General features: G+C 67.6%; 23 protein-coding genes. 14 read left to right on the plus strand and 9 right to left on the minus strand.

What is annotated here, in order from left to right:
* The first annotated feature begins 121 nt into the window (after positions 1-121).
* From ABUE11_RS04125 to ABUE11_RS04135, 3 genes are read left to right on the plus strand one after another with little or no spacing between them, the layout of a single operon-like run.
* The gene (locus ABUE11_RS04125) at positions 122-1,084 is read left to right on the plus strand and encodes a tripartite tricarboxylate transporter substrate binding protein BugE (RefSeq protein WP_367067813.1); all 963 of its coding nucleotides are present in this window, start codon (positions 122-124) and stop codon (positions 1,082-1,084) included.
* A 57-nt stretch (positions 1,085-1,141) separates the two neighbouring features.
* Complete coding sequence (xerD, locus tag ABUE11_RS04130) at positions 1,142-2,041, plus strand: site-specific tyrosine recombinase XerD (RefSeq protein ID WP_367067814.1); 900 nt, start codon at positions 1,142-1,144, stop codon at positions 2,039-2,041.
* 31 nt (positions 2,042-2,072) lie between these two features.
* Entirely contained in the window at positions 2,073-3,053 is a 981-nt protein-coding gene (locus tag ABUE11_RS04135; RefSeq protein ID WP_367067815.1) for a tripartite tricarboxylate transporter substrate binding protein, read from the plus strand.
* A gap of 11 nt (positions 3,054-3,064) precedes the next feature.
* Here ABUE11_RS04135 and ABUE11_RS04140 read toward each other — a convergent pair whose 3' ends face one another.
* The 3 genes from ABUE11_RS04140 to ABUE11_RS04150 all read right to left on the minus strand — a co-directional run bounded on the left by ABUE11_RS04140 (position 3,065) and on the right by ABUE11_RS04150 (position 6,553).
* Positions 3,065-4,339, minus strand: a complete 1,275-nt coding sequence (locus ABUE11_RS04140; protein WP_367067816.1) for an HDOD domain-containing protein — start codon at positions 4,337-4,339, stop codon at positions 3,065-3,067.
* Positions 4,340-4,385: 46 nt separating this feature from the next.
* The gene (locus ABUE11_RS04145; RefSeq protein WP_367067817.1) at positions 4,386-5,657 is read right to left on the minus strand and encodes an HDOD domain-containing protein; all 1,272 of its coding nucleotides are present in this window, start codon (positions 5,655-5,657) and stop codon (positions 4,386-4,388) included.
* An 89-nt stretch (positions 5,658-5,746) separates the two neighbouring features.
* The gene (locus ABUE11_RS04150) at positions 5,747-6,553 is read right to left on the minus strand and encodes a ferritin-like domain-containing protein (protein WP_367067818.1); all 807 of its coding nucleotides are present in this window, start codon (positions 6,551-6,553) and stop codon (positions 5,747-5,749) included.
* 40 nt (positions 6,554-6,593) lie between these two features.
* Between ABUE11_RS04150 and ABUE11_RS04155 the strand changes: the two genes are divergently transcribed.
* The 6 genes from ABUE11_RS04155 to ABUE11_RS04180 all read left to right on the plus strand — a co-directional run bounded on the left by ABUE11_RS04155 (position 6,594) and on the right by ABUE11_RS04180 (position 11,329).
* Positions 6,594-7,118 (plus strand): gamma carbonic anhydrase family protein, encoded by a 525-nt coding sequence (locus tag ABUE11_RS04155; protein ID WP_367067819.1) that lies wholly within the window; start codon positions 6,594-6,596, stop codon positions 7,116-7,118.
* A gap of 9 nt (positions 7,119-7,127) precedes the next feature.
* On the plus strand, positions 7,128-8,114 hold the full coding sequence (locus ABUE11_RS04160) for an Hsp33 family molecular chaperone HslO (protein ID WP_367067820.1): 987 nt from the start codon (positions 7,128-7,130) through the stop codon (positions 8,112-8,114).
* A 106-nt stretch (positions 8,115-8,220) separates the two neighbouring features.
* Positions 8,221-8,982 (plus strand): transporter substrate-binding domain-containing protein, encoded by a 762-nt coding sequence (locus ABUE11_RS04165; RefSeq protein ID WP_367067821.1) that lies wholly within the window; start codon positions 8,221-8,223, stop codon positions 8,980-8,982.
* Positions 8,983-9,144: 162 nt separating this feature from the next.
* Positions 9,145-9,834 (plus strand): ABC transporter permease subunit, encoded by a 690-nt coding sequence (locus ABUE11_RS04170; protein ID WP_367067822.1) that lies wholly within the window; start codon positions 9,145-9,147, stop codon positions 9,832-9,834.
* On the plus strand, positions 9,831-10,544 hold the full coding sequence (locus tag ABUE11_RS04175; protein WP_367067823.1) for an ABC transporter permease subunit: 714 nt from the start codon (positions 9,831-9,833) through the stop codon (positions 10,542-10,544). The genes ABUE11_RS04170 and ABUE11_RS04175 overlap by 4 nt, the downstream gene beginning before the upstream one ends.
* Positions 10,545-10,555: 11 nt before the next feature.
* Entirely contained in the window at positions 10,556-11,329 is a 774-nt protein-coding gene (locus tag ABUE11_RS04180; protein ID WP_367067824.1) for an ATP-binding cassette domain-containing protein, read from the plus strand.
* A 70-nt stretch (positions 11,330-11,399) separates the two neighbouring features.
* Here ABUE11_RS04180 and ftsB read toward each other — a convergent pair whose 3' ends face one another.
* The 4 genes from ftsB to ABUE11_RS04200 all read right to left on the minus strand — a co-directional run bounded on the left by ftsB (position 11,400) and on the right by ABUE11_RS04200 (position 15,608).
* Positions 11,400-11,687, minus strand: a complete 288-nt coding sequence (gene ftsB, locus ABUE11_RS04185) for a cell division protein FtsB (protein ID WP_367067825.1) — start codon at positions 11,685-11,687, stop codon at positions 11,400-11,402.
* A 24-nt stretch (positions 11,688-11,711) separates the two neighbouring features.
* On the minus strand, positions 11,712-12,998 hold the full coding sequence (eno, locus tag ABUE11_RS04190) for a phosphopyruvate hydratase (protein WP_367067826.1): 1,287 nt from the start codon (positions 12,996-12,998) through the stop codon (positions 11,712-11,714).
* Between the two features lie 99 nt (positions 12,999-13,097).
* On the minus strand, positions 13,098-13,955 hold the full coding sequence (kdsA, locus tag ABUE11_RS04195) for a 3-deoxy-8-phosphooctulonate synthase (protein ID WP_367067827.1): 858 nt from the start codon (positions 13,953-13,955) through the stop codon (positions 13,098-13,100).
* A 3-nt stretch (positions 13,956-13,958) separates the two neighbouring features.
* Positions 13,959-15,608 (minus strand): CTP synthase, encoded by a 1,650-nt coding sequence (locus ABUE11_RS04200; protein WP_367067828.1) that lies wholly within the window; start codon positions 15,606-15,608, stop codon positions 13,959-13,961.
* Positions 15,609-15,708: 100 nt separating this feature from the next.
* Between ABUE11_RS04200 and coaBC the strand changes: the two genes are divergently transcribed.
* From coaBC to dut, 3 genes are read left to right on the plus strand one after another with little or no spacing between them, the layout of a single operon-like run.
* Positions 15,709-16,935 (plus strand): bifunctional phosphopantothenoylcysteine decarboxylase/phosphopantothenate--cysteine ligase CoaBC, encoded by a 1,227-nt coding sequence (coaBC, locus tag ABUE11_RS04205; protein WP_367067829.1) that lies wholly within the window; start codon positions 15,709-15,711, stop codon positions 16,933-16,935.
* Positions 16,932-17,321 (plus strand): hypothetical protein, encoded by a 390-nt coding sequence (locus ABUE11_RS04210; protein ID WP_367067830.1) that lies wholly within the window; start codon positions 16,932-16,934, stop codon positions 17,319-17,321. The genes coaBC and ABUE11_RS04210 overlap by 4 nt, the downstream gene beginning before the upstream one ends.
* Before the next feature lie 21 nt (positions 17,322-17,342).
* On the plus strand, positions 17,343-17,789 hold the full coding sequence (gene dut / locus ABUE11_RS04215) for a dUTP diphosphatase (protein WP_367067831.1): 447 nt from the start codon (positions 17,343-17,345) through the stop codon (positions 17,787-17,789).
* A 25-nt stretch (positions 17,790-17,814) separates the two neighbouring features.
* On the opposite strand, the gene ABUE11_RS04220 is transcribed toward dut, so the two are convergent.
* Both ABUE11_RS04220 and ABUE11_RS04225 read right to left on the minus strand, forming a co-directional pair.
* Positions 17,815-18,039 carry a hypothetical protein gene (locus ABUE11_RS04220; RefSeq protein ID WP_367067832.1) on the minus strand — a complete coding sequence of 75 codons (225 nt, stop codon included), beginning with the start codon at positions 18,037-18,039 and terminating at the stop codon, positions 17,815-17,817.
* 48 nt (positions 18,040-18,087) lie between these two features.
* A complete protein-coding gene (locus ABUE11_RS04225; RefSeq protein WP_367067833.1) occupies positions 18,088-18,612 on the minus strand; it encodes a peptidylprolyl isomerase in 525 nt (174 codons plus the stop codon).
* Positions 18,613-18,665: 53 nt separating this feature from the next.
* Here ABUE11_RS04225 and ABUE11_RS04230 point away from each other — a divergent pair, with 53 nt between their 5' ends.
* Complete coding sequence (locus ABUE11_RS04230) at positions 18,666-19,790, plus strand: cupin domain-containing protein (protein ID WP_367067834.1); 1,125 nt, start codon at positions 18,666-18,668, stop codon at positions 19,788-19,790.
* Position 19,791: 1 nt separating this feature from the next.
* On the plus strand, positions 19,792-20,301 hold the full coding sequence (locus tag ABUE11_RS04235; RefSeq protein WP_367067835.1) for a hypothetical protein: 510 nt from the start codon (positions 19,792-19,794) through the stop codon (positions 20,299-20,301).
* The last annotated feature ends 67 nt before the right edge of the window (positions 20,302-20,368 follow it).

Below are 20,368 nucleotides of genomic sequence, written 5' to 3' on the forward strand. Positions count from 1 at the left end.
GGACAGAAGACCGGGTTGTCACCGAGAAATCCGTGGCGCGGCGGCGTCATCGGTGGTTGCACAGGCATTAGGATCGCGCCCACACCGTTTTTTGTTTCACTTCCACAAGAGGAGATCTCGCATGCTGCGACGCAACTGCCTGACCCTGGCACTCCTGGCCGCGACCGGCACGGCCTTTGCCCAGGGCTATCCCGCCAAACCCATCAAGCTGCTGGTGCCGTTTGCCGCCGGCGGCACGACCGACATCATCGCGCGCGCCATCGCCGACCCGCTGGGCAAGGCCCTGGGCCAGCCCGTGGTCGTGGACAACCGTGGCGGCGGCGGCGGCATCATCGGCGCGCAGGAGACGGCGCGCGCCGCCCCCGATGGCTACAACCTCGGCATCGCCACGGTGTCCACCATGGCCGCCAACCCGGCCATCAACCCCAAGGTGCCGTACAACCCGCTGACGGACTTCACGCCCATCGTCAACATTGCGGCCACGCCCAACGTGATCAGCGTGAACCCGAAGTTCCCCGCCAAGGACTACCAGAGCTTCGTCGCGGAGCTGAAGAAGAACCCGGGCAAGTACTCCTACGCCTCGTCGGGCACCGGCACCATCCAGCATCTGCTGATGGAGCTGTACAAGGACCTGTCGGGCACCTTCATGACGCACATCCCCTACCGCGGTGCGGGTCCGGCCCTCAACGACGTCGTGGCCAACCAGGTGAGCATGAACCTGGACAACCTGCCGTCCTCGCTGCCCTTCATCAAGGATGGCCGTCTGGTGCCCATCGTCGTCGCCGCGCCCCAGCGCCTGGCCGTGCTGCCCAACGTGCCGACCTTCAAGGAAGTGGGCCTGGAGCCCGTGAACCGCCTGGCCTTCTACGGCATCGTCGGCCCCAAGGGCCTGCCCAAGGACATCGTCGACAAGATCAACGCCGGCGTGAGGAAGGCCCTGGAGGATCCCGCGGTCAGGAAGCGCATCGAGGACACGGGCTCGCTCATCGTGGCCAACACGCCAGAGCAGTTCGCCGAGCAGATCAAGGCCGAGAACGCCGTCTACAAGGAAGTGGTGAAGAAGCAAAAGCTCACGCTGGAGTAAGCTCCGCGCACACACCACCACGCGCCGCCCGCCACCCGCGGGCGGCTTTTTTTGCCCATGCTTGCCGAAAGCCAGAACGCCATCGACCTGTTTCTTGACGCCCTGTGGCTCGAGGATGGGCTGTCGCGCAACACGCTGGCCGCCTACCGGCGCGACCTGTTGCTGTATGCGCAGTGGCTCGCCGCCCAGCAGCCGCCGCTGGCGCTGGACGCCACGGCCGAGCACCATCTGAGCGGCTACTTTGCCGCGCGCCACCCAGAAACGCGCGCGAGCACGGCCAACCGGCGGCTGACGGTGCTGCGCCGCTACTTTCACTGGGCGCTGCGCGAGGGGCGCATCACGCAGGACCCCACGGTGCGCCTGCTGGCCGCGCGCCAGCCGCTGCGCGTGCCCAAGACGCTCACGCAGGCGCAGGTCGAGGCGCTCCTGCAGGCGCCCGACGACGCCACGCCCCTGGGCCTGCGCGACCGCACCATGCTCGAGCTGATGTACGCGAGCGGCCTGCGCGTCTCCGAGCTCGTCATGCTCAAGACCTTTCACCTGGGCCTGACCGAGGGCGTGCTGCGCGTCATGGGCAAGGGCGGCAAGGAGCGACTCGTGCCGTTCGGCGAGGAGGCCAGGCGCTGGCTCGAGCTCTACCTGGCCGAGGGGCGCGGCGCCATCCTCGTGGGCCAGCAGACTGACGACCTGTTCGTGACCCAGCGCGGCTCGGCCATGACGCGCGTGATGTTCTGGATCATCGTGAAGAAGTACGCGCAGCTCGCGGGCATCACCGCGCCGCTGTCGCCGCACACGCTGCGCCATGCCTTTGCCACACACCTGCTCAACCACGGCGCCGATCTGCGCGTGGTACAGCTGCTCTTGGGCCATGCCGATATTTCCACCACCACCATCTACACCCATGTGGCGCGCGAGCGCCTGAAGCAGCTGCATGCGCAGCACCACCCGCGTGGCTAGCATGGGGCTTTGACCGAGGACGACCCACTTCATGACTGCACATTCCCGCCGCCTTGTTCTGGCCTGCGCCGCCGCCTGCGCGGCCGCGCCCTTGTCCGCCCTCGCGCAGCCCGACTGGCCCACGCGCCCGATACGCATCGTCGTCGCCTACCCTGCGGGCGGCGTCAGCGACGTGGTGGCGCGCGCCCTGGGCGAGAAGCTGGCCGAGCGCCTGGGCACCTCGGTGGTGGTGGAGAACAAGGCCGGCGCCGGCGGCAGCATAGGCATGGACGCCGTGGCCAAGGCCGCGCCCGACGGCTACACGCTGGGCTTTTCCGCCATCAGCCCGCTGGTGCTCAACCCGCACCTGGGCAAGCCGCCGTTCGACCCCGGGCGCGACATCGCGCCCGTCGCCAGCGTCATGTATTCGCCCGTGCTGCTGCTGGGCACGCAGGCGCTGAAGGCGCGCGACTTTGCAGGCCTGCTGGCCGATGCCAAGGCGCATCCCGGACAGGTGCGCTGGGCCACGTCGGGCCTGGCCTCGCTCGGCCACATCATGCTCGAGCACATCATGCAGGGCGCGGGCGTGCAGATCACGCATGTGCCCTACAAGGGCGGCGGCCAGCAGCTCAACGATGCGCTCTCCGGCCAGTTCGAGGTGCTCTCCACCAACGCCGGGCCGGCCGTGATGGCGCACATCAGGGCCGGCAAGCTGCACCCGCTGGCCGTGGGGGCGCCCAGGCGGCTTGAATCCTTGCCCAATGTGCCCACGCTGCAGGAGCTCGGACTTGCAGCAGCCAACCTGAACTCGGTGTTCGGCATCTTTGCGCCGGCCGCGACGCCCGCGCCCATCCTCGAGCGCCTCAATGCCGAGATCAACCGCGCGCTGGCGCTGCCCGACATCCGGGCGCGCCTGGAGGCCGCCGACAACGTGCCCACGGGCGGCACGGCGGCCGAGTTCCGGCGTCAGATTGCCGCCGAGTCGGAGGGCAATGCGCGCATCATCCGTGCCGCCGGCATCCGGCTCAACTGAGCCGGGCCCGGCTACGCCTCGGCGGTCAGGCTCTCGGCCCAGGTCAGGGCCTGCAGGTGGGCCCAGTTGACCTGGCGGTTGGACAGGTGCAGCGCATTGGCCGTGCGCGCAAAGGCCTCGTCGTCGCCGCTCTCGCAGGCCTTTGTGAGTTCGAGAAACGGCGCAAACACGCCCTTGTTGTGCAGCAACGCGTCCTGCACCGACTCGGGCAGGGCCACGCTTTCAAGGGCGCGCTCCATGGGCATGTTCAGCATGCTGTCGAGCAGCGAGAACACGCCGACCACGAAGGCGTTGTCGCATTCCTCCTTGGGCAGCAGCTCGGCCGCGAGCAGCTCCATGAGACGGCCGCGCACCACGGCGGTCTGCCCGACCGCGGGAGGTGCGCCGTCCTTGCTCGACGTGGTGAGCAGCAGCGCGGCCCAGCGGAACAGCTTCTTGAGTCCCAGGATCATCACCGCATGGCGGAACGACGTGATCTCGCACGACAGCCCGAAGCCCGAGGAATTGATGAAGCGCAGCAGGTTGAACGACAGCGTGGGGTCCTTCTTGAGCAGGTCCTCGATTTCGGCCGTGCTGGCCTGCTGGCGCACCAGATTGATGAGCTGGATGATGATGGCCTGCGACGGGCGAATGGTCTGCGCCTTGACCGTCGAAGGGTGGGCAAACCAGTAGCCCTGGAACAGCTTGACGCCCAGTGCCGCCATACGCTCGTGCTGCTCGGCCGTTTCAACCTTTTCGGCGACCAGCGTCGCCTGGCAGTTGGCCTGCACGTACTTCACCAGGGGCTCGGCGAGCTCGGGCTTGATGGCCTGCATGTCGAGCTTGATGAAGGAGGCCAGCGGCAGCCAGCTCGCATAGGCGCGGCGCAGCACCTCCTGGTTGAAGGCCAGCCGAAAGCCGCGCGTGCGCAACGCCTGCATGGTGGGGATGAGCTGTGCGATCTGCTCGGGCGTGGCGTCGGCGCCGAAGGTGGGGACCTCGAGCACGACCTTCTCGGGGTGGATCAACTCCAGATGGCCGCCGGCCAGGCTCTCGTGCGTGCAGTTGATGAAGACGGTCTTCTTGCCGCCCAGCGCCTCGGAGCCGGCATAGCACAGGGCGTTGAACAGCATGGCCGCGTCACTGGCTGCGGTGTGGCAGTTGGCGGCCGTGACGCGGTCGAAGAGCTCGTATCCGAACACGGCTCGCTTGTCGTCCAGGATGGCCTGGCGGGCGATGACAACCAGGTTGTCTGCGTCTGCCGGTGCGGTCTGCGGTGCGGTTGCGGAGTCTGGGGTGCTGGACATGATGGATGGCGTTGTGGTTCGGTACGGGCGATGAGGACGGCCGCGTTCAGGCTTGCGTGATCTGGTCTGCCCAGGCCAGGGCCTGCAGATGGGCCATGTTGATCTGCTGACTCGACAGCGACAGCACCTTGGCCACGCGGTCAAAGCTTGCGTCGTCACCGCTTTCGCAGGCTTCGGCCAGGGTGAGCAGGTGGCCGAAGACGTTGTCGTGCTCGAGCAGGGCCGCGGCCAGATGCGGCGGCAGATGCAGCAGGCGCACGGCGGCGTCGAGCGGGATCTCCAGCATGCGGTCGAGCAGGGAGAAGATCCCGATCACGAAGGCCTGATCGGCCTCCTCGGGGGGCATGAGGTCGCGCGCCAGCAGCTCCATGAGACGGCCGCGCACCACGGCGGCCTGGCCCACGGCAGGAGGGGGGACGCCGTTGCGGGCGGCCGTGAGCAGCATGGCGGCCCAGCGAAACAGCTTCTTCAGGCCCAGCAGCAGCACGGCTTGGCGCACCGAGGAGATCTCGCGCGCCGGCCCCAGGCCCGCCGAGTTGATCAGCCGCATCAGATTGAAGGCCAGGCCGGCGTCCTTCTTGAGGACCTCTTCGATGGCATCGGTGCTGGCCTGGCTCCGCAGCAGATTGAGCAACTGCACGATGTTCGCCTGAGAGGGGGCCAGCAGCTTGGCGTGGACCAGGCTGGGGCGCGCAAACCAGTAGCCCTGGAACAGGCGCACGCCCAGAGCCAGCGCAAGCTTGTGCTGCTGAACCGTTTCCACCTTCTCGGCAATGAGCCGTGCCTTGCTGTGGCGGCCGGCGTAGTTCACGAAGGCGCCGAACTGGTCGGGTGCGAGCACGTTGACGTCGAGCTTGATGAAGTCCGCCAGGGGCAGCCAGGGGGCATATGCCGACTCCAGCACCTGGCGGTTGAAGCACAGGCGAAAGCCGCGCTCGCGCAGGGCCATCAGCATGGGCCGGCGGGCCAGCACCTCCTCGATGGCCGCATGGCCCAGCGGGGGGATCTCGAGCACGACCTTGTCCGGGTTGACGAGCTCGAGATGGCCGCCGCTCAGGCTCTCATGGGTGCAGTTGACAAAAATCAGCGTCTTGCCGAACAGCTCCTCGGTACCCGCATGCGACAGTGCGGTGAACACCAGCAGCACGTCGCTGGCCGCCGTGTGATCGCCATGAATGCGCGAGCGATTGAACAGCTCGTAGCCAATGACCTGCTGCTGTTCGTCCATGATGGCCTGGCGCGCAATCATGGCGCCGCCATGCAGTGTGTCCGGGGCTGCTGCTCTGACAGGGGCGGGTGCGGAGATCAGGGTCGACATGGGGAGATGGATTTCACGAAGATGTCTTCATCCCTCATTGTAGGTAAGTGCGTACTAAAGTTTCTCGGGGTGTTGTTTGGTAACCAATGTTAACGACATTGCAGCCAAAGGATTTCGGCATCGCTGAAACCAGCCGCGCGCCGCGCCGCCTCGTTCAGGGGCGGTTTGGGCTGGGGCGCCTGGTATTGCTCCACGAGGCGCGGGTAGTGCGCGATGGGATCGAGCCCCTCGCGCGCGCACAGCCAGCCGTACCAGTGGTTGCCAATGGCCACATGCCCCACCTCCTCGGCGAGGATGATGTCGAGGATGGAAACGGCGGCGAGCGCATCGGGCGTGCCCACCTGGCGCAGCTTGTGCTGGATCAGCGGCGTGGCGTCCAGGCCGCGCGCCTCCAGCGTGCGCGGCACCAGGGCCATGCGCGCCACGATGTCCGGCGCGGTCTTCTCGCACATGGCCCACAGGCCCTGGTGCGCGGGAAAGTCGCCGTAGTCATGGCCCAGGTGCGCGCGCAGATGGTCGCGCAGCAATCGAAAGTGTTTCGCCTCCTCGCCCGCCACGCGCAGCCAGTCCAGGTAGAAGCGCTCGGGCATGCCGGCAAAGCGCCAGATGGCATCGAGCGCGAGGTTGATGGCGTTGAACTCGATGTGCGCAATGGCATGGATCAGCACCGCCCGCCCCTCGGCCGTGGCGGGCGAGCGGCGCGCCACGGCCGTGTGATGCAAGAGCTCGGGCCGGGCCGGGCGGCCGGGCAGGGCGGCCGCGTCGGCGGGCGTGATCAGGGACTCTGTTGCTATTGAAAAGGAAGCTGCCCGCGCTTGCATGTCAAGCGCTGCATCCGATTTTTCCTCTGGGTCTGAAATGCGCAAGACCTCCAGCGCACGTTGACGAAGCTCCATCCCTACAATTGTAGGTTTTGAACAACGGAGGCAGCGGGCAATGGCGATCTATGAACTCGATGGCGTCGCTCCCGAGGTGGCGGAGTCGGCCTGGGTGGCCGACAGCGCCCAGGTCATGGGCAAGGTGGTGCTGCATGAGGATGCCAGCGTGTGGTTCGGCACCGTGGTGCGCGGCGACACCGAGTGCATCACCATCGGCGCCGGCACCAATGTGCAGGACGCGAGCGTGCTGCATGCCGACCTCGGCCAGCCGCTGGTCATCGGCGAGCGCGTGACCGTGGGCCACAAGGTCATGCTGCATGGCTGCACCGTGGGCGACGAGTCGCTCATCGGCATAGGTGCCGTGGTGCTCAACGGCGCGAAGATCGGCAGGAACTGCCTGGTGGGCGCCGGATCGCTGGTCACCGAGGGCAAGGAATTTCCCGATGGCTCCATGATCCTGGGCAGCCCGGCGCGCGTCGTGCGCCAGCTCACGCCCGAGCAGATCGAGGGGCTGCGCCAGAGTGCGCACAACTACATGCTGAACGCGCGCCGCTTCAAGGCGGGCCTGCGCAAACTGGATTGATACAAGCGGATGTCTGAACTGCACAAGTTTTTGTTTGAGGGCCTGCCGGTGCGCGGCATGATCGTGCGCCTGACCGACGCGTGGACGCAGCTGCTCGCGCGCCGCGCGGGCAATACCGAGACCGGGCCCTATCCCGCGCCCGTGAGCGAGCTGCTCGGCGAGATGACGGCCGCCGCCGTGCTCATGCAGTCCAACATCAAGTTCAACGGCGCGCTGGTGCTGCAGGTGTTCGGCGACGGCCCGGTCAAGCTGGCCGTGGCCGAGGTGCAGTCCGACCTGAGCCTGCGCGCGACGGCGTCGGTGACGGGCGAGGTGGGGGCCGATGCCGGCCTGGCCGACATGGTCAACAGGGGCGGCAGCGGGCGCTGCGCGATCACGCTCGACCCGCAGGACCGCCTGCCGGGCCAGCAGCCCTACCAGGGCGTGGTGCCGCTGCATGGCGACCGCGGCGAGAAGCTCGACCAGTTGAGCGACGTGCTGCAGCACTACATGCTGCAGTCCGAGCAGCTCGACACCACGCTGGTGCTGGCGGCCAACGACCAGGTCGCCGCGGGGCTGTTGATCCAGCGCATGCCCGCCAAGGGCGAGGGCAATCTGGAGGGCACGCGCGGCCAGGGCGACGAGGACCGCATAGGCCAGAACGAGGACTACAACCGCATCGCGACGCTGGCCGCGAGTCTCACGCGCGAGGAACTGCTCACGCTGGACGTGGAGACCATTCTGCGCCGCCTGTTCTGGGAGGAGACGCTGCTGCGCTTCGTGCCCCAGCGCGGCGAGAGCGGCCCGCGCTTTGCGTGCTCGTGCAGCCGCACGCGTGTGGGCGGCATGCTGCGCAGCCTGGGGCAGGACGAGGTGCAGAGCATTCTCGACGAGCGCGGCAGCATCGAGGTGGGCTGCGAATACTGCGGCCAGCAATACCGGTTCGACGCCGTGGATGCGGCCCAGCTGTTCACTGCGCCGGGGCAGCAGCCGCCGGTCTCCTCGTCCGTGCAATAGCCCACGAGCGCGTGCCCGTGTCGCGCCGGCGGGGCCTTCCCGGCGGGGTCGCCGCGCGCTGCGGCGACAATACGCGTTTTGCCTTCTGTTCCAAGGAACCCAACCCATGCGCAAAAGCATCATTGCCCTGGCGCTCGCCGGCCTGGCAGGCAGCGCCGTTGCCGCCGACCTGCGCGTCGGCCTGAACCCGGCCTACGAACCCTTTGAATCCAAGACCGCGACGGGCGAGATCGTCGGCTTCGACGTGGACATCGCCAACGCCCTGTGCGAGCAGATCAAGCGCAAATGCGTGTTCGTCGAGTCCGAGTGGGATTCCATCATCGCCGGCCTGCAGGCCAAGAAGTTCGACGTGGTCATCAGCTCCATGTCGATCACGCCCGAGCGCGCCCGCGTGGTGGACTTCACCAAGCGCTACTACAAGACGCCGAGCGCCATCGTCGTCAAGAAGAGCGTCAAGTACGACGGCCCGGCATCGCTCAAGGGCATGAAGATCGGCGTGCTCAAGGCCAGCACGCAGGAGAAATGGGCGCTGGGCGAACTCAAGCCCGCGGGCGTGAACGTCGTGCCCTATCAGTCACAGAACCAGGTCTATCTGGACATCCAGGCCGGCCGCATCGACGGCACCGTGGCCGACAAGGTCGAGGTCAACGGCGGCTTCCTGCGCAAGCCCGAGGGCAAGGACTATGGCTACGTGGGTCCCGACCAGTACGACACCAAGTACTACGGCGAGGGCATTGGCATTGCGCTGCGCAAGGGCCAGGGCGACCTGAAGAAGCAGCTCAACGACGCCATCGACGCGATCCGCGCCAACGGCACCTACGACAGGATCGCCAAGAAGTACTTCGACTTCGACCCGTATGGGAAGTAAGCCCCGGAGCGGCCACGCCGCTCCCCTCTTGCCTCTCGGCTGACGCCGGGGCAGGGGGCGATGCCGGCGCTGCGGGGCGGCCCTTGCGCGGTGACCACCGATCCGGCCTGCGCGAGTGGCGGCCGTCCATGCCCGGCGTTGCCAATGAATGTTGATTGATTGATGCGTGATTACTACCTGGCCATCTTGAATGGCTCGCTGCTGACCGTCGGCGTGTCGCTGGCCTCGCTCGCCGTGGCCACGCTGCTGGGCCTGCTCGGCGCGGCGGCCAAGCTCTCGGGCAGCCGGCCGCTCATGGGGCTGGCCCAGCTCTACACCACCGTGGTGCGCGGCGTGCCCGAGCTGCTCATGATGCTGCTGGTGTTCTATGGCGGCGCCATAGGTCTGAACAGCCTGGTGGAGCTCTGGGGCAACCAGGAGGGCGTGGACCTCGACCCCTTCGTCGCCGGCGTGCTGACGATTGGCTTCATCTACGGCGCCTACATGACCGAGACCTTCCGCGGCGCCATCCTGGCCATCCCGCGCGGCCAGATGGAGGCCGCCTGGGCCTTTGGCATGGGGCGGTTTCGCACCTTCATGCGCATCACGCTGCCGCAGATGGTGCGCTATGCGCTGCCTAGCTTTACCAACAACTGGCTGGTGCTCATCAAGGCCACGGCCCTGGTGAGCCTCATCGGCCTGCAGGACATGACCTACCTGGCCAAGCAGTCGAGCGCCTCCACGCGCGAGCCCTTTGCCTTCTTTCTGTTCACGGCCGCCATCTATCTGGCCTATACCTCGCTGTCGCTGTGGGCGCTCCGGCGCGTGAGCGCACGCTACAGCCTGGGCACGGACAAGGTGCAGCTGCTATGAACTGGGCCGTCATCTTCGAGCCCGACACCCTGGCCCTGTATGCCGAGGGCCTGGTCGTCACGCTGCAGCTCACGCTCTACAGCCTGGGACTGGGCGCGGTGCTGGCGCTCGCCTGCGCGCTGGCGCTGGTCAGCAGCCGGGCCTGGCTGCGCTGGCCGGCCCAGGCCTTCACCTATTTCATGCGCGGCACACCGCTGCTCATACAGGTCTACCTGATCTACTACGGCGTGGCCCAGCTCGAATGGGTGCAGGCGCGCTGGGACGATGTCTGGCCCTGGACCAACTTCAAGGAGCCGTTCTTCTGCGCGCTCCTGTCCTTCAGCCTGAACACTGCGGCGTACACGGCGGAGACGCTCGCGGGCAGCATCCGCGAGACCTCCAAGGGCGAGGTCGAGGCTGCACGCGCCATGGGCATGGGCCAGTGGCTGCTGATGCGCCGCATCGTGCTGCCCAGCGCCATCCGCCGCATGCTGCCGGCCTACGGCAACGAGGTGGTGATGATGCTGCACAGCTCCAGCCTCGCGAGCACCGTGCCGGCGCTGCTGGACCTCACGGGCGCGGCCAGCCGCGTCTATGCCGACTTCTACCTGCCGTTCGAGGCCTATCTGTTTGCCGCCGCCATCTACCTGTGCATCACCATGTGCCTGCTGGGCGTCTCCAGGCTGGTGGAGCGCCGCTTCCTGGGCTATCTGGCGCCGCGCAAACACTGACATCCCGAGACATGAACCGCCCCATCAAACTCCAGGCCCTGGACATCCACAAGCGCTACGGCGCCAACGAGGTGCTCAAGGGCGTCTCGCTCACCGCCCATGCGGGTGACGTGATCAGCATCATCGGCAGCTCGGGCTCGGGCAAGAGCACGCTCTTGCGCTGCATCAACCTGCTCGAGCGGCCGCAGCAGGGCCGCATCCTCGTCGCGGGCGAGGAGCTCGGGCTGCGCCCGGGGCGTGATGGAGCGCTCGAGGCCGCCGACCAGAAGCAGCTGCAGCGCCTGCGCACGCGCCTGGCCATGGTGTTCCAGCATTTCAACCTGTGGGCGCACATGACGGTGCTGGCCAACATCACCGAGGTGCCGGTGCATGTGCTCGGCCTGTCCCGCGACGAGGCCGTGGAGCGCGCGCGCAAGTACCTGCGCCTCGTGGGCCTGGAGGGGCGCGAGGACGCCTACCCCAACCACATGAGCGGCGGCCAGCAGCAGCGCGTGGCCATCGCCCGGGCGCTCGCCGTGGAGCCTGAGGTGATGCTGTTCGACGAGCCCACGAGCGCGCTCGACCCCGAGCTCGTGGGCGAGGTGCTGCGCGTGATGCAGCTGCTCGCGCAGGAGGGGCGCACCATGCTCGTGGTCACACACGAGATGGGCTTTGCGCGCGAGGTGTCGAATCAGGTGATCTTTCTGCACCAGGGCCTGGTCGAGGAGCAGGGCGACCCGCGCGAGGTGCTGAGCAACCCCAGGAGCGAGCGCCTGGCGCGCTTTCTGTCGGGCAACCTCAAATAGGCCTGCTCATAAAAAAAGAGCTGCCAGCGCTTATCCATCAAGCGTTGGGAGCTCTTTTGACTTGCAATGGCTAGCGCTGCGGGGTGCGCACCACCTGCACAAAGATCTCGCCCTGGCGCACCATGCCGAGCTCGCTGCGCGCCTTTTCCTCGACCATCTCCAGGCCGTCCTTGAGGTCATTGACCTCGGCGGCCAGATGTTCGTTGGCCAGGCGTGCCTGGGCGTTCTCGGCATGCTGGGCGGCGATCTGCTGGCGCAGCTCCTGCACGCGCCCTATGCTGCCGCGCCCCGACCACAGCTGCACGTGGATGCCCACGAGCAGCGCCAGCAATACCAGCGGGATGAGGCGTGTGACCATGGTGGCGCGGCGCTGCGTCTGGGCTTAGCGCAGGTTGTAGAACGCGGCGCGGCCAGGGTACTCGGCAATGTCGCCCAGGTCCTCTTCAATGCGCAGCAGCTGGTTGTACTTGGCGATGCGGTCCGAGCGCGAGAGCGAGCCCGTCTTGATCTGGCCGGCGTTCAGGCCCACGGCGATGTCGGCAATCGTGCTGTCCTCGGTCTCGCCCGAGCGGTGGCTGATCACGGCGGTGTAGCCCGCGCGCTTGGCCATCTCGATGGCGGCAAAGGTCTCGCTCAGCGTGCCGATCTGGTTGATCTTGATGAGGATGGAGTTGGCGATGCCCTTGTCGATGCCTTCCTTGAGGATCTTGGTGTTGGTCACGAACAGGTCGTCGCCCACGAGCTGGACCTTCTGACCCAGGCGCTCGGTGAGCAGCTTCCAGCCGTCCCAGTCGCCCTCGGCCATGCCGTCCTCGATGCTGATGATGGGGTATTTGTCCACCCAGGTGGCCAGCATGTCGGTCCACTGCTGGGCCGTGAGTTGCAATCCGCCCTCGCCCTCGAGCACGTACTTGCCGTCCTTGTAGAACTCGCTCGCGGCGCAATCGAGGCCCAGCACGATCTGCTCGCCGGCCGTGTAGCCGGCCTTGTCGATGGCCTCCAGAATCAGCTGGATGGCCGCCTCGTGGTTCTCCACGGAAGGCGCAAAACCACCCTCGTCGCCCACGGCCGTGCTCATGCCGCGGTCGTTGATGATCTTCTTGAGGGCGTGGAACACCTCGGCGCCCCAGCGCAGGGCCTCGCGGAAGCTCGGCGCACCCACGGGGATGATCATGAATTCCTGCAGATCGAGCGTGTTGTTGGCGTGCGCGCCGCCGTTGATGACGTTCATCATCGGCACGGGCAGCTGGCAGCCGTTCATGCCGCCGAAGTAGCGGTACAGCGGCAGCCCGGCTTCCTCGGCGGCGGCGCGGGCCACGGCCATGGAGACGGCCAGCATGGCGTTGGCGCCCAGGCGGCTCTTGTTGTCCGTGCCGTCCAGGTCGATCAGGGTCTTGTCGAGGAAGGCCTGCTCGGAGGCATCGAGGCCCAGCACGGCCTCGGAGATCTCGGTGTTGATGTGCTCCACGGCCTTCAGGACGCCCTTGCCCAGGTAGCGGCCCTTGTCGCCGTCGCGCAGCTCGATGGCCTCGCGCGAGCCGGTGGAGGCGCCGCTGGGCACGGCCGCGCGGCCCATCACGCCCGATTCGAGCAGCACGTCGCACTCGACGGTGGGGTTGCCGCGGCTGTCCAGCACTTCGCGGCCTACGATGTCAACGATGGCACTCATGGTGTTTCCTCAGGGTTGCTTGAAATCGGATGGATGAAGGGTCAAATTCGCCTCTAGCGCGCTTCAGTCAAGCGCAAGCAGCTATTGAAACAATAGGTATCAGGCCGTGAAGTCGTTTTCCAGAAAGCCGTTCTTCTTGGTCACGGTGTCGATGGCGACCAGGGATTCGAGCAGCGCGCGCATGTGGTGCAGCGGCACGGCGTTGGGGCCGTCGGACCAGGCCTCGGCGGGCCTGGGGTGCACTTCCATGAACAGGCCCGCCACGCCCACGGCCACGCCCGCGCGTGCCAGCACCGGCACCATCTCGCGCGCGCCGCCGCTCACGGCACCCATGCCGCCGGGCTTTTGCACCGAATGCGTCACGTCGAACACGACCGGCGCGCCGGAGTTGCGCATCTCGGCCAGGCTGGTCATGTCGGCCACGAGGTTGTTGTAGCCAAAGCTCACGCCGCGCTCGCAGGCCAGGAAACGGTCCTCGGACAGGCCCACCTCGGCGGCGGCCGCGCGCGCCTTGTCGATGACGTTCTTCATGTCCCAGGGCGCGAGGAACTGGCCCTTCTTGATGTTCACCGGCTTGCCCGACTGCGCCACGGCGCGGATGAAGTCGGTCTGGCGGCACAGAAAGGCCGGCGTCTGCAGCACATCGACCACGCTCGCGACCTCGGCCACCTGGCCGGCCTCGTGCACGTCGGTCAGGATGGGCAGGCCGAGCTGGCGGCGCACCTCGTCGAGGATCTTCAATCCCGCCTCCATGCCCACGCCGCGCCGGCTTGTGCCGGACGAGCGGTTGGCCTTGTCGAAGCTGCCCTTGTAGATCAGCGGCACGCCCAGGGCGGCGCAGTCTTCCTTGAGGCGGCCGGCGACATCCAGCGACATCTGCAGGCCCTCGATGGAGCAGGTGCCCGCGATGAGGAAGAAGGGCTGCTCCAGGCCGACATCAAAACCGCACAGTTGCATGGCTCAGGCCTTTTTCTGGTGGGCGATCGCCGCCTTCACGAAGGCGTTGAACAGCGGGTGTCCATCCCAGGGGGTGGACTTGAACTCGGGGTGGAACTGCACGCCGATGAACCAGGGATGGACCGACTGCGGCAGCTCGACGATCTCGGTCAGATGCTCGCGCTGCGTGAGCGCGGAGATCACCAGGCCCGCCTTGCGCAGCTGATCCAGGTACTGCACGTTGGCCTCGTAGCGGTGGCGGTGACGCTCGGTCACGACGTCGCCGTAGATGCTGTGTGCGAGCGTGCCCTTTTCCACGTCGGAGCTCTGCGCGCCCAGGCGCATGGTGCCGCCCAGGTCGGAGTTCTCGTCGCGCGTCTTGATCGTGCCGTCCTCGTCCTTCCACTCGGTGATGAGCGCAATTACCGGGTGGGGCGTGGCGGGGTCGAACTCGGTGGAGTTGGCGTCCTTCAGGCCCGCGACATGGCGCGCGTACTCGATGGTCGCCACCTGCATGCCCAGGCAGATGCCGAGATACGGCACCTTGTGCTCGCGTGCATAGCGCGCCGTGGAGATCTTGCCCTCCACGCCGCGCGAGCCGAATCCGCCCGGCACCAGGATGGCGTCGTAGGCACCGAGCTGCTGCGCCGCGTTGTCGTCGGTGATGGTTTCCGAATCCACGTGGGTGATCTTCACGCGCACATGGCTTTGCATGCCCGCGTGCTTGAGCGCCTCGTTGACGGACTTGTAGGCGTCCGAGAGCTCCACATACTTGCCCACCATGGCGATCTTGACCTCGCCCTGCGGGTGCTCGGTCTCGTGCACCAGCGCGTCCCAGCGCTTCAGGTTGGCGGGCGGCGTGTTCAGGCGCAGCTTGTCGCAGATCAGGCCATCGAGCCCCTGCTCGTGCAGCATGCGCGGCACCTTGTAGATGGTGTCCACGTCCCACATGCTGATCACGCCCCATTCGGGCACGTTGGTGAACAGCGAGATCTTTTCCTGCTCGTCCTGCGGCACGGCATGCTGGGCGCGGCACAGGAGCGCGTCGGGCTGGATGCCGATCTCGCGCAGCTTCTGCACCGTGTGCTGCGTGGGCTTGGTCTTGAGTTCGCCGGCCGTGGCGATCCAGGGCAGGTAGGTCAGGTGCACAAAGGCCGAGTTGTTGGGCCCGAGCTTGAGCGAGAGCTGGCGCACGGCCTCCAGGAAGGGCAGGGACTCGATGTCGCCCACCGTGCCGCCGACCTCGCAGATGGCCACGTCGACCGCGTCGCTCGTGCCAATGCCGGCGCCGCGCTTGATGAACTCCTGGATCTCGTTGGTCACATGCGGGATGACCTGCACGGTCTTGCCCAGGTAGTCGCCGCGGCGCTCCTTTTCGAGCACGCTCTGGTAGATGCGGCCGGTGGTGAAGTTGTTGGCCTGCTTCATGCGCGTCTCGATGAAGCGTTCGTAGTGGCCCAGGTCCAGGTCGGTTTCGGCGCCGTCGTCGGTCACGAAGACCTCACCATGCTGGAATGGCGACATGGTGCCCGGGTCCACGTTGATGTACGGGTCGAGCTTGATGAGGGTGACTTTGAGACCCCGCGATTCGAGGATCGCGGCAAGGGAGGCTGAGGCGATTCCCTTGCCCAGGGAAGACACCACACCGCCGGTGACGAAGACGAATTTGGTCATGTCGTAAGGGGAGGTGGGAAATGCCGATTATAAGAACTGCGCCCGCCACGACCCGGCCGCCGAGCGCTTGCCCCCGCGCACCGTCTGCTAAATTGCGCCCATGAATGCACTTGCCGGAAAACACATCGTCCTGGGCCTGTCGGGGGGCGTGGCCTGCTACAAGAGCGCCGAGCTCACGCGCCTGCTCACCAAGGCCGGCGCCAGCGTCCAGGTGGTGATGACGGAGGCGGCCGAGCAGTTCATCACGCCCGTGACCATGCAGGCGCTCTCGGGCCGCGCCGTCTATGCCTCGCAGTGGGACGCGCGCGAGGCCAACAACATGGCCCACATCAACCTGAGCCGCGAGGCCGACGCCATCCTCATCGCGCCCTGCAGCGCCGACTTCATCGCGCGCCTGGTGCAAGGGCGCGCCGACGAGCTGCTGAGCCTGATGTGCCTGGCGCGACCCATCGAGCGCGTGCCCCTGCTCGTCGCCCCGGCCATGAACCGCGAGATGTGGGCGCATCCCGCCACGCGGCGCAACCTGGCGCAGCTCGCGCAGGATGGCGCCACCGTGCTCGGCGTGGGCAACGGCCCCCAGGCCTGCGGCGAGACCGGCGACGGGCGCATGCTCGAGGCCGAGGAGATCCTGGAGGAGCTCGAGACCTTCTTCACGCCCAAGCTGCTCGCCGGCCAGCAGGTGCTGATCACGGCCGGCCCCACTTTTGAGGCCATAGACCCGGTGCGCGGCATCACCAATCTGTCCTCCGGCAAGATGGGCTTTGCCATTGCCCGCGCCGCCCATGCGGCCGGGGCCGAGGTCACGCTGGTCGCCGGCCCCGTGCATCTGGCGACGCCGCGCGGCGTGCGGCGTATCGACGTGCGTTCTGCGCAAAATATGCTTGCAGCGGTTGAGGGGCAAGCGCGGGAAGCTACTATTTTTATAGCTACCGCGGCCGTGGCCGACTGGCGCCCAGCCAGCAGCGCCGAGCACAAGATCAAGAAGGACGGCTCGGGCCAGACGCCGCAGCTGGCCTTTGTCGAAAACCCCGACATCCTCGCCACCGTGGCGCAGTCCGAGCGCGCGCGCTCCGGTCGGCTCTACTGCGTGGGCTTTGCCGCCGAGAGCGAGAACCTGCTCGCCCACGCCCAGGCCAAGCGCGCGCGCAAGGGCGTGCCGCTGCTGGTGGGCAACATCGGCCCGGCCACCTTCGGCCAGGACGACAATGCGCTGCTGCTCGTCGACGCCCAGGGCCACCGCGAGCTGCCGCGCGCGTCCAAGTCCGAGCTGGGCCGCCAACTCGTCGCCGAGATCGCGCGGCGCCTGGCGCAGGCCGTTACGCCATGAGCCTTCCTCCCGCCGGCGACTATGGCGAGCCGCCCGATGGCGACTACGCCCGCTATGTCGAGCGCCTGCTGCAGGGCCGCGGCGCAGCGCATGGCGCGCAGTCTCCCGCCGCCGCCAAGGCTGCACCGGCCGTGACCCGGCCCGTGCCCGCCGCTGCACGCGGCACCGCCAAGTCCGGATCGCAGCCAAGGCCCGCCGTGCGCCTGCGGCTGTCGGCCAAGTGGCCGCTGCTGCTCTGGGCATCGTTCGTGCTGCTGATGTGGTTCGCGCCCGCGCTGCTGCCCATGGCCATCGGGATGGCGGTGGTGTTCGGCGTGGGCTACGGCGTATGGAAGTCCCGACGCGGCCAGGCAGGACGCGGCCATGCGGCCTCCCAGGACCGCTGATTCACAACCCCTCTCGTTCCCATGAAGCTAGACGTCAAGATTCTCGATCCGCGCATGGCGGATCAGCTCCCCACCTATGCCACGCCCGGCAGCGCCGGGCTGGACCTGCGCGCCTGCATCGACGCGCCGCTGCACCTCGCGCCCAACGCCTGGCAGCTGGTGCCCACCGGCATTGCCATCTACCTGCGGGATCCGGGCTACGCGGCGCTGATCCTGCCGCGCTCGGGCCTGGGCCACAAGCATGGCATCGTGCTGGGCAACCTCGTGGGGCTGATCGACAGCGACTACCAGGGCCAGCTCATGGTCAGCGCCTGGAACCGCAGCGACCAGGCCTTCACGCTCCAGCCCATGGAGCGTCTGGCGCAGCTCGTCATCGTGCCCGTGGTGCAGGCCGAGTTCAACGTGGTGACGGACTTCCCCGCGAGCGAGCGCGGCGAGGGGGGCTACGGCTCCACCGGCAAGCATTGAGCGAGCGCTGCCCGCGCTGCCCGTGCTATGGCAGCGGGCCGATCCTGCCGAGCCAGGACGCGCGGCCGCGCCAGGCAGACCACAGCAGATTGCCGCCCAAGCCCAGCAACACTGCGGCCCCGACGAGCGGCAGGGCGTCAAAGGCGGTGAGCGCCACGTACAGGCCCGAGGCGACAAACATGGCCCCGAGAATGGCGCCGGTGACGCGATAGGCGCGGCTGCTGGCCGGTTCCGTGGAGGGCTGTGTCATGGCGCGAGTCTGGACGCGGTTTGCCGTCTGATCCGAGTTCACAGTCTCTCAGTGCAGCAGGTCGCTGCCCGGTGCCTGGGGCTGGACGCGGAAAAAGCCCGTACCCGCCGTGCCGCGGTCGATCTCCTCCTCGGTGGCCTCGCGCACGCCATGCACCTTGAGCGTGAGGCGCAGGGCGATGCCCGCGAGCGGATGGTTGCCGTCGAGCACCACATGCTCGGGATAGATCTGCGCCACGGTGTAGAGGCCGTCCCGCGGCGCCTCGGGGTTGACGCCCTGGGGCAGGGCGGTGCCGTCGAAGGTCATGCCTTCCTCGAGGTCGTCGGGGAAAAGATGGCGCGGCTCCAGGAACAGCAGCTTGTCCTGGTAGTCGCCAAAGGCGTCCTCGGGCTCGAGGTGCAGCGCCAGCTCGGCACCCACGCCATGGCCCTGCAGCGCCTCTTCGATGCGCCTGAGCAGATCGTCGCCGCCGACCAGAAACTCGACCGGATCGTCGAGCACGTCGAGCTCCTCGCCCAGCGTGTCCTTCAGGACCCAGGTCAGGGCCACCACACATTGTTCGGTAATTTCCATAGGACAATTGTCGCAGTTCGCTGCCCTGCCGCGCCCGCGGCCCTCATCACCCCATGGACGTACAACAACCCTTGGCCCTGCTCGGGGGCCTGAGCCCGGCGCAATTCATGCGCCGCCACTGGCACAAGAAGCCCCTGCTGGTGCGCCAGGCCATCCCGGGCTTCAAGCCGCTGCTCTCGCGTGCCGAGCTGCTCGAGCTCGCCGGCCGCGACGGCGTGGAGTCGCGCTTCATCCAGGACCGCGAGGGGCAATGGGTGCTGCGCCACGGGCCGCTCGCACGCCGATCCCTGCCGTCCCTGTCCACGCCGCGCTGGACGGCGCTGGTGCAGGGCGTGGACCTGCACAGCGATGCCGTGCATGCACTGCTGCAGCAGTTTCGCTTCGTGCCCGAGGCGCGCCTTGACGACCTGATGATCAGCTACGCCACCGATGGCGGCGGCGTGGGCCCGCATTTCGACAACTACGACGTGTTCCTGCTGCAGGCCCATGGGCGCAGGCGCTGGCGCATTGGCCGGCAGAAGGACAAGACGCTGCGCCCCGGCCTGCCGCTCAAGATCCTCGCGGCCTTCGCGCCCGAGGAGGAGTACGTGCTCGAGCCCGGCGACATGCTCTACCTGCCTCCGGGCTGGGCGCATGACGGCATTGCCGAGGGCGAGTGCATGACCTATTCCATCGGCTTTCGCTCGCCCAACGGCGCGCAGATCGCGCACGAGGTGCTGCAGCGCATGGCCGAGGCCGCGGCCGATGCCGACGGCGCCATCTACCGCGACCCGCAGCAGCCCGCCGTGGACGGGCCCGGCGCGATTCCGGCCGCGCTGCAGGATTTTGCGCGCAAGGCCGTGCAGATGGCGCTCGACGAACCCCAGGCGCTCGAATGCGCGCTGGGCGAGGCGCTGACCGAACCCAAGCCCAATGTCTGGTTCGAGCCCGCCGCGGGGCGGGTGATGCTCGAGAGCGTGGTGCTCGATCGGCGCACGCGCATGATGTACGACGAACGCCATGTCTTCATCAACGGCGAGAGCTACCGCGCCAGCGGGCGCGACGCCACGCTCATGCGCCGCCTGGCCGACGAGCGCCGGCTCGACGCCCGAGCGCTGGCGCGCGCGAGTGACGATGCGCTCGAGCTGCTGTCCTCATGGTGCGAGGCGGGCTGGCTGCACCCCGGCCCTGCCGCCTGAGATGGACGACGCAGTTTCGGTGATGCCGCCGCTGCCCACCGGCCGCTTCGAGGGGCGCGAGGCCTTCCAGCAACTGGTGCGCGACGCCCTGGCCTGCGCGGTGCGCGAGGGCTGGCCCGAGCTGGTGCTGAGCGACGCGGATTTTCACGACTGGCCGCTGGGCGAGCGTGCTGTGGCCGAGTCGCTGCAGCAATGGGCGCGCACCGGTCGGCGCCTGACCCTGCTGGCGGCCGACTATGCGCCGCTGCAGCGCCGCCATGCGCGTTTCGTGCAATGGCGCGTGCGCTGGGACCACATCATCGTCTGCCGCCGCGCGGGCGCTGCCGACGCGCTGGAACTGCCCAGCGCCATCTGGTCGCCGCAGTGGGTGCTGCAGCGCCATGACCCGCTGCGCTGCAACGGCGTGGCGGGCCGCGAGCCCGAGCGGCGCATCCTGCTGCGCGAAGCCCTCGACGAGTGGCTCGAGCGCAAGAGCGGGCCGGGCTTTCCGGCATCCACCCTGGGGCTCTGATGGACTGACGCAGGGTGTTGTAACGAGGGTAATGATTCCTGCGTGTTATCCACTATTGACGAATTAT

It is taken from the genome of Oryzisolibacter sp. LB2S, assembly GCF_040732315.1.
GTDB classification, from domain to species: domain Bacteria; phylum Pseudomonadota; class Gammaproteobacteria; order Burkholderiales; family Burkholderiaceae_C; genus Alicycliphilus; species Alicycliphilus soli.